Source organism: Enterovibrio norvegicus DSM 15893, from assembly GCF_900115495.1.
GTDB classification, from domain to species: Bacteria; Pseudomonadota; Gammaproteobacteria; order Enterobacterales; family Vibrionaceae; genus Enterovibrio; species Enterovibrio norvegicus.
Genome location: NZ_FOWR01000076.1, coordinates 1 through 7,969 on the forward strand (window position 1 = coordinate 1; position 7,969 = coordinate 7,969).

General features: G+C 41.4%; 12 protein-coding genes and 1 pseudogene. 10 read left to right on the forward strand and 3 right to left on the reverse strand.

Annotation, left to right across the window (positions count from 1 at the left end; all coding sequences use genetic code 11):
• Window positions 1-303 (forward strand): annotated as a pseudogene (locus tag BM082_RS24075) (IS4 family transposase); the annotation flags it as partial.
• Window positions 304-357: 54 nt separating this feature from the next.
• Here BM082_RS24075 and BM082_RS24080 read toward each other — a convergent pair.
• Complete coding sequence (locus tag BM082_RS24080) at window positions 358-1,320, reverse strand: integron integrase (protein WP_017010847.1); 963 nt, start codon at window positions 1,318-1,320, stop codon at window positions 358-360.
• Window positions 1,321-1,939: 619 nt separating this feature from the next.
• Between BM082_RS24080 and BM082_RS24085 the strand changes: the two genes are divergently transcribed.
• The 6 genes from BM082_RS24085 to BM082_RS24110 all read left to right on the forward strand — a co-directional run bounded on the left by BM082_RS24085 (window position 1,940) and on the right by BM082_RS24110 (window position 5,086).
• A complete protein-coding gene (locus BM082_RS24085; RefSeq protein ID WP_074928924.1) occupies window positions 1,940-2,182 on the forward strand; it encodes a hypothetical protein in 243 nt (80 codons plus the stop codon).
• A gap of 196 nt (window positions 2,183-2,378) precedes the next feature.
• Window positions 2,379-2,669, forward strand: a complete 291-nt coding sequence (locus tag BM082_RS24090) for a hypothetical protein (RefSeq protein WP_074928925.1) — start codon at window positions 2,379-2,381, stop codon at window positions 2,667-2,669.
• Window positions 2,670-2,830: 161 nt separating this feature from the next.
• A complete protein-coding gene (locus tag BM082_RS24095) occupies window positions 2,831-3,283 on the forward strand; it encodes a hypothetical protein (RefSeq protein ID WP_074928927.1) in 453 nt (150 codons plus the stop codon).
• Window positions 3,284-3,371: 88 nt separating this feature from the next.
• Window positions 3,372-3,746, forward strand: a complete 375-nt coding sequence (locus BM082_RS24100) for a nuclear transport factor 2 family protein (protein WP_074928929.1) — start codon at window positions 3,372-3,374, stop codon at window positions 3,744-3,746.
• A gap of 142 nt (window positions 3,747-3,888) precedes the next feature.
• The gene (locus tag BM082_RS24105; RefSeq protein ID WP_074928930.1) at window positions 3,889-4,308 is read left to right on the forward strand and encodes a hypothetical protein; all 420 of its coding nucleotides are present in this window, start codon (window positions 3,889-3,891) and stop codon (window positions 4,306-4,308) included.
• A 445-nt stretch (window positions 4,309-4,753) separates the two neighbouring features.
• Entirely contained in the window at window positions 4,754-5,086 is a 333-nt protein-coding gene (locus tag BM082_RS24110) for a ribonuclease E inhibitor RraB (protein WP_017013377.1), read from the forward strand.
• A 224-nt stretch (window positions 5,087-5,310) separates the two neighbouring features.
• Here BM082_RS24110 and BM082_RS25145 read toward each other — a convergent pair whose 3' ends face one another.
• On the reverse strand, window positions 5,311-5,466 hold the full coding sequence (locus BM082_RS25145; protein ID WP_017013376.1) for a hypothetical protein: 156 nt from the start codon (window positions 5,464-5,466) through the stop codon (window positions 5,311-5,313).
• A gap of 122 nt (window positions 5,467-5,588) precedes the next feature.
• Between BM082_RS25145 and BM082_RS24115 the strand changes: the two genes are divergently transcribed.
• The 3 genes from BM082_RS24115 to BM082_RS24125 all read left to right on the forward strand — a co-directional run bounded on the left by BM082_RS24115 (window position 5,589) and on the right by BM082_RS24125 (window position 7,329).
• Window positions 5,589-6,014, forward strand: coding sequence for a hypothetical protein (locus BM082_RS24115; protein WP_017016421.1), 426 nt, complete (start codon window positions 5,589-5,591; stop codon window positions 6,012-6,014).
• Between the two features lie 119 nt (window positions 6,015-6,133).
• Window positions 6,134-6,817, forward strand: a complete 684-nt coding sequence (locus BM082_RS24120) for a hypothetical protein (protein ID WP_139218821.1) — start codon at window positions 6,134-6,136, stop codon at window positions 6,815-6,817.
• Between the two features lie 119 nt (window positions 6,818-6,936).
• On the forward strand, window positions 6,937-7,329 hold the full coding sequence (locus tag BM082_RS24125) for an Imm39 family immunity protein (protein ID WP_074928933.1): 393 nt from the start codon (window positions 6,937-6,939) through the stop codon (window positions 7,327-7,329).
• A 327-nt stretch (window positions 7,330-7,656) separates the two neighbouring features.
• On the opposite strand, the gene BM082_RS24135 is transcribed toward BM082_RS24125, so the two are convergent.
• A partial coding sequence (locus tag BM082_RS24135; RefSeq protein WP_139218822.1) for an IS3 family transposase occupies window positions 7,657-7,969 on the reverse strand: 313 nt, incomplete at its 5' end.

The window sequence follows — 7,969 nt, forward strand, 5'->3', positions numbered from 1 at the left end:
TGGGGGATCCTGACGTCTTACAATATCGTCCGTTTAGAAATGGCAGCGATGGCGAAAGAGCACAAAGTTGAGCCGCTTAGGATAAGCTTCCTCAATGCGCTATATCTCATCCAAGATGAGTTTATCTGGGCGAGTGGCAGAAGTCCTGGTGCAGTCCCAAATGCACTAAAAATGCTTAGAGAAAATGGCAAACGGCTGATATTACCTAACAAGAGAAAGAGGAAAGCGTACCCTCGGGCAGTGTTGAAAAGACCCGCAAAATATCCAACCAGAACCAGAGAAAAAAAAGCCACTCGCTCTTAAGCGAGCGGCCTTATGGCTTCGGCTGCGGTTTTTTTCGTTTGAACGAAGTGCAGGCTATATCCGAGACAAGGGGCTTGTGACGCCATGCGCACCATTTTGCAGTATGTGTGTGTAAATCTGCGTGGTACGAACATCGGTATGTCCAAGTTGTGCTTGGACTGTTCGAATGTCGGCGCCAGATTGTAGTAAATGTGTCGCAAACGAATGCCTTAGCGTGTGGGGTGTCACATGTTTCTTTATACCAACTTGAATCGCGGTTTTTCGAACTGAACGTTGAATTTGCTTTTCGTCTAGATGATGACGCCTTGCCAACCCGCTCTCAGGGTCAATACTGAGCTTGTTAGAAGGAAAGAGGTATTGCCAAGGAAGAGATCGGCTCTCATGTTGGTATTTTTCTCTGAGTCTATGAGGCATCCACACGCCAGAAAATGCTGGGTTCGCATTGTCTAAACTCAAGCAATATTCAGCATGTTTTATTTGTAGGCGAAGCGCGTCAAAGAGTTCAGGTGCTAATGTCACAACGCGGTTCTTACCCCCTTTGCCGTCGATAACTTTTATGCACCGGTAATCGAAATCAATGTCTTGGACACGTAATCTTACGGTTTCGATAATTCGCAGCCCACTACCGTACATCAGAGCGCAGGGTAGATGGTGTTTGGTATCACACCCTTCTAAAAACCGTTTTATCTCTTGATGCGTGAGCACAACGGGTAGCTTTTGCTTTTTCTGGCTTGATACAAAATTTAGGGACTGTGATAACGGAGATTTCAAAATTTCGCGATAAAGAAAAACCAATGAATTTAGCGCTACAGCTTGCGTATTCGCCGCCACATTTTTCCTGTTTACTAGATCACTCAAAAAAGATTCTACTTCTGTATCGCCCATTGTTGATGGGTGCTTTTTATCATGGAATCGAATGTATTCAGCAATCCAATGTAGGTATGTTTTTATTGTACGTTTTGAATATCGGCGTTTGTACATTTGTTCGCTTATAGCGGTTAAAAAGAGTGATTTCATACCCATCCTTTGGCTGTGTTTTTATACAGTATTATTGCTTTTGGGGTATAATACCGACGCACGCCGTTTTGGGGTATTTCTGCGAGTTAAAATTGAGATTTTAACGATAGTTATATGAAATCAAGCTGTTACTCACTAAGGGAAATGGTAGTTTGTTATTATTGGACAAAATGGAGTGTTTAATCGCCCCATTTTGGGGTTGAATACACTGTTATCCGTCAGTTCTTTTCATTGCTTGTTTTGCGATGTTTAGCTAGCCAGTTTCTCTCTTTGTCGCAGGCTGTTTAATCTCAAAACGCTCATCAAACCAATCCCAAACTCGATGCAAAATCATGTGGCTATCTTTGGTAAGTTGAATTTAACGTCTGTGGTTTTATTGAGTGATTTTGAATTTATGGCCGCAGTTGAATTCACAGAACGGTGCGTTCGTTGGGTTCTGGCGGCAAAGCCGCGATAGTATGAATGTTCAGCGGCTAACAAGGTCATGAACGGGACACCTTGCCAATCTCGAAGCGCTTAGAAAGTGGTGTGAATACATTGGTTTGGTGAGGTTAAGTGCGGGCAAGTGTCCGTTATCACAGCGTTAGGTGTCACATAACTTCAATTGGGTTAATCAAATATGAATATTGATAAGATCAAAGATGTTCTATCCGAAAATCTGGGGGAAGGCTTCAAGATCGTTGATGAAAATGATGAAAATGATGAAAATGACGGAATGACGGCTGCAATTGAATGGGTCGATTGGGTTCAATTGTCAGATGACGAAAATGATATTCAAATAGAAGTCTATTTTGAAGATGACAGTAAAAAGATCTTTCCTAAAGGTCTGAAACTTCGTCAAATATGGCATGAAGACTCCTAGCAAAGTTTGTTGATGTAACTAATGATTTTTGTTCAAAGTAAGTCGGGGATTTTTACCTAACAAGCAAATCAACGTGGACGTTTACTCGTGACGCAGTTTTTATAGAAACACTGTGATTCAGGGGTTTCAATCAATTTTGGGTAGTAAACGCCCGTTATTCGAACGTTATGTTTTTGGTGAACTTTAGGAGCAATACATGGATTTTGGTATAGCAGCATTAATTTTTATTGGTGCAGCAGCATTTTACTATTTCGCCTTATACTCAAAGCCACAAGATGATGATTGGCAAAAGTTACCAACATTTTCAGAATACTTATCAAATCACCCCGAATGCAAAACGGATGACCCTGAAAATGCAAAATGTTTCAGTTGTGGATCTGATAAGGTTATTTTTCAGCCGTTAACTACACATGAAGACCCTCGTTACAAACACATTTGCCTCTCTTGCAAAAAAACTCTGTTCAAAAGCAAAGCTATCATGTCGTAGTATTCTCGAACTATGCAGGTAGGGCAAACATAACAAGCAAATGAACAGGACGTGTACTCGATGGCAGTTCCTCTAAACCACTACCGTGATTACGTTTTCCAATCAAATTAATTTGGTACACGCCCGTTATTAGAACGTTAAGCGTCAGTCGAGAATTGAGCATGATCGAAGAATTGAAAAAACTAAACCTTCCGAAAGTGTTTCAAGACATATGGAGTTCAAGTGTTCCTAGTATTCTTTGCAGCCGATTTGATTCACCTGCCAGAATGGCTGAGATGCTAGAGCAACACCCTGATGGGTTCAGTGAATCTGGACAGTTAGTTCCTTTATGGGAAATAAATGGGCATACGTTAATTGGCTACCTTAAATCGGACAGACAATTCATTGAGTGGTTCTATGAAGACGGCCCAGAAGAATACAAAGTAATATCTGATACTTACAAAGGCGTTCAGGGCTACATCTTTAGATCTTTTCTTTATTCGAAAAAAAACGATGAGCTAAAGGAACTCGCAAAGATCTTCGAGTTAAATGATATTGAAAGTCTAATCAGATTCAAGAACACCAATGAAAACTGGGAAGATGATATCATCAAATATATGGAGTGCAGCGCTTAACAAGGCGCTGCTACGGATAATTTACTCGCTGCGCTCCTAAGTTTCCGCAGAGCGCGGCGTTATATGCCTTGTCAGTTCAGGAGAACAAGTGGATATTTTAGTTAAACAAGAAACCGAGCTTCATCGGTATGAAGTTCGTCAAAGTCGAGCTGATGTAGAGCGATTGATCCATCCTAGTTTTTCTGAAGTCGGTAAGTCAGGAGTCAGTTTTGACTTCGCTTCAATCGTTAAAATGATGAGCTCAGAGGAGCCTACAGGCTGCAGAGTTCATTCGCAGAATTATGTATGTGTTCAACTAGCGCCTTCGGTTCAGCTTCTTAAATATGAGTCTGCTTCAGTCGCTCCGACAGGTGAAATCAGCGACTACGCTAAGCGATGTTCAATTTGGGCATTTACAGGCACTTGCTGGCAGTTGAAGTATCATCAAGGAACGCCGTGTTCAGCTTTTGAACTAACTATATAAAAAGGTGCTTGGTGAACTGCGGCCTATAACAAGGCAATCAACGCGGGACGCTTTGTCATGGTGGCAGCTTTTCAAAGTGCTGTGAATACAAGGGATTAAAGCAGTTTTGGGCGGTTTAGTAAGCGCCCGTTATTGCGACGTTATGCATAATATGAACTTTGACCATCTTGCAAAAGAATATAGTTATGCTCTAGACATGACTGACCATAATGCCTCGAATCTCGAGGTCAATAGAGTATTGAAAAAGGCTGCTTGCAATTTCCCAAGTGACAGCCCCGAGAAACTAGCTTGGTTTACAGCAGCATTGAAGAACCCAGAGCAAAAGTGGTTTGTTGCCAGACTAATGGCAAAAATCAATCCTGTACCTAAGTCTTTACTTGACGACTTAGTTTTAGCCGCAATGACTGAGCCGAATCCCAGTGCCAACAAGCATTACATCATCCCTTGTGTCAAAACATTCGGTAAAGCTTTCGTGATGGAAGTTATGCTCAAATATGTTTCAAACCCTGAAGCCATAGAGTGCAATGGCTTCGAAAAAACAGCGTATTGGCTTGGGAGCTGAAATGCATAACAAGGCAATTAACGAGGGACGCTTTGTCACTGCGGCAGCTTTTCAAAGTGTCTTGAATACAACGGATTAAAGCAGTTCTGGGTGGTTTGGTAAGCGCCCGTTATTGCGACGTTATATCGCTTTATCTTTCTGAATGTACTCAGGCAGTTTGATTAAAGCGTTTTTCTCAGGCTTCAGTATTGAATTCAAACGAAAGGGCTTTTTCTTGGTGGTTTGAGAAAGCTTTCCGGTTTGGGTTTAAGTGAAAATGTCTTGTTCAAAAGGTGATTGGCGGCAAGCCGCGAACATACGAATTGAGCGCATAACAAGGCAATAAACGTGGACGCTTTGTCAATGCGGCAGCTTTTCAAAGTGTTGTGAATACAAGGGATTAAAGCAGTTTTGGGTAGTTTGGTAAGCGCCCGTTATTGCGACGTTAGGCAAAAAGGTGGAATTAATGTCTTATCCTGAAGGTGCTTATGGTGATGTTTTTCGCCGAATGGAAGAAAGTGGATTTGATTTTGATAAAGAGCATATCGTTGATATCCATGCAGTCTTTGCAACCGAGACTGAAGCAGATCGTATAGCATTAATGTTCGTTGCTGACAGCGACGTTGACCAATATGTAAACATCGAAACTAAACCATATGACGAAGGTGGCATGGAGTTAACTCTATCTAAGAAAATGTTGGTTACTTATGATGCTGTATGCCAGCTTGAAGATCTGTTGGCTGAACGAGTATCTTTAGTGGATGGGTATTTAGATGGCTGGGGTGTAATGCAGCAATAAAATGCATAACAAAACAAGCTATGCGGGTTATTGTACTCCGGTTGTTGTGTACTTACGCTTCGCTAGCACACAATACCTCTGTTTCTGCCGCGCATGCTGGTGGCTATATCCGTCAGTTCTTCCCAGTGTTTAGTTTGCGATGTTTAGATAGACAGTTCCTCTCTTCGTCGCAGGTTGTTTAATCTCCAAACCCTCATCAAACTAATCCCATACTCGATGCAAAATCATGTGGCTATCTTTGCTAAGTTGAATTCAACGCCTGTGGTTTTATCGAGCGATTTTATCTTTAAGGCGTCAGTTGAATTCACAAAACGGCGTGTTCGTTGGGTGTTGGCGGCGAAGCCGCGATAGTATGAATGTTCAGCGGCTAACAAGGTCATGAACGGGACACCTTGCCAATCTCGAAGCGCTTAGAAAGTGGTTTGAATACATTGGTTTGGTGAGGTTTAGTGCGGGCAAGTGCCCGTTATCACAGCGTTATGCCTAATTTGGTAGCAGGTTTATGATGGATTATTTACCTAGGTTTTTAGCTAGACAGTTTCATAATCTTATCGATGTATCTTTTGGCTTGATACTGTTTTGGATGATTCTTTTCATCGTGATCATTTTCTCTATTTCCAACGCATTCCCAGTTGTTGGGTATCTGGTAATCCCTGTTGCTTCAGCAGGTATGGTTGCTATTGCTGGGTCGATGTCTGCAAAGTTCTATGGTCGTAACCGCAAACCTTTGATTAGCAGTGACCCAGCTATTGTTAAAGTGACGGCATCCAGCCTCTTCAACCACTTTTCAATCTGGACATCAAAAGTCGGTGAGATTTTATTCTCACTGTTAGTCCATATTATGATTTTTCAGGCTCTGTTTATTTTAATCGCACCAATTTTTCTGTTTGTATCAGAATGGGAACTTGTTGGCATAACAAGGCTATAAACGGGACGCTTTGTCGCTGCTGAAGCTTTTAAAAGTGGCGTGAATACAATGGATTAAAGCGGTTTTTGGCGGTTTGATAAACGCCCGTTATTGCAACGTTAGCACACCAAGGAAACGACATGAATGAATTCGAATCCTATATAAGATCTCTCGGAAGTGAAGCCATTAAGGCAGTACTCCTCGATAACTGTACGGATGAATTTTCTTCGAGAACAGGTGGAACTTTTTATGACATTCCAGGGAAGTCCTGGCCAATGGGTTCAAGCGGCCCTCTAAGGCCATTGCTGCAAATAGTTGTAAATGAGCTTCCCTACATACCCAAACAAATCTCTCATTTGATGGGCATCTGCATTTATATAGACAAAGGCTATGTCACTTTCGATATCTTATCTGAGGAAGGCGGTGAATTGGTAGTTCGAGAAATCCCAAAAGGATCAACCATTCATCCTTTAAGTAATCCAACCGAAAACAAGTTCGAAGAAAAAGATATAAAATGGGAAAAATTCATTGACTATCCAAGCTCATCTGATTTCATCGAGTGGCTCGATAACCAGAATGTTGATTGTGATTTTGAATCAAATGAGTTTGAAAAAGCACTCATCAAATATAGTAATTATGGCTTCTCAAAGATTAATGGTTGGCCTACAACCATTCAAGGCCCATCATACGACGAACCAAATGTCGATGAATGCACTATTCAAGTATCTTTAGATATTGACATCCCATTTGGTGATTCAACGATATTTAAAATTAATTGGGCTGCAAAAATCAACAACTGGCACTGTATGTGGGAAACGTGCTAACAAAAACCTAAAGCTGGACGCTTAAACCTCCCACAGTTTTTTTAAACGACCTCTGTGATTCAGGTGGTTGATTTTTATATAATTAAGCGCCGCTTAGATTGGCGTTAAACGTAGGGAATATGAGCGAGAAAGCGAATATAACAATCGGCGGTGTAGCTCTCATAAAGTTCAAGAGAGATAAGCGAATTGCTGTAAATCTTATCCAGATAGCTAAAGAATTCAGAGTGCTTCTATCTGACAATGGTTATTTCGTAGATGCTCCATTTGACGCAATTAGCCTCATCTTAAGATACGGAGATAATGAAGATTTATCTCCGCAAGAATTAAAAATCAATAAAAAGTATTCTCAACTTGATACAGCTATTTATATAAACATTCATAACTTATTAAGCATGTCAGACGAGGGACTAGGTAAATATCTACGACTAGCTGTAATCGAGGCTTGTTGTGATATATCAGCTAACTATGATTTACCATACGAGTTTTTAGATGCGCACCGCAAAAACGTTTAACAAGGCCAAGCAACATCAGTCGCTACGCTGCTTGGACAGCCTTGCGCTTGCGGCTTTTGTGCATGGCTTCGCCATTTTTGCACAAAATTCACAATCACAAGTCTGCCGTTGTTAGCGGCGTTAAATGCCACGAGAGATTATGAGCGAACATTCCAATTACACTGAAGTCGACGCAAAGGAATGGTTTGATTCATCTGGTATACCATTCGAGAATTTCTGGGTGGAGATATTCAATGGTTCAGAGATTGTTGGCTATAAACTAGAGGACGGTAGAGAGTTCGATATGCTAGTTGAGATCACTGAACTAAATAATGAATAGCCACCGACTCAGTAGACACCTTTGAGCCTTTCTTCGTACTGCTTTTCATACTCTACAGGTGACATTTGGTCGTTGGAACCGTGCCGACGTTTTACGTTGTAGAACATCTCAATATATTCAAAGATATCCATACGTGCTTCTTCTCTCGTTGAGTAGATTTTTCGCTTGATACGTTCTCGTTTCAATAACTGAAAGAAGCTTTCAGCAACAGCATTGTCATGACAGTTGCCTCTGCGGCTCATACTTGACTCCAAGCCATGCTGAGTCAGGAATTTATCCCAATCATGACTGGTGTACTGACTGCCCTGATCTGAATGTACA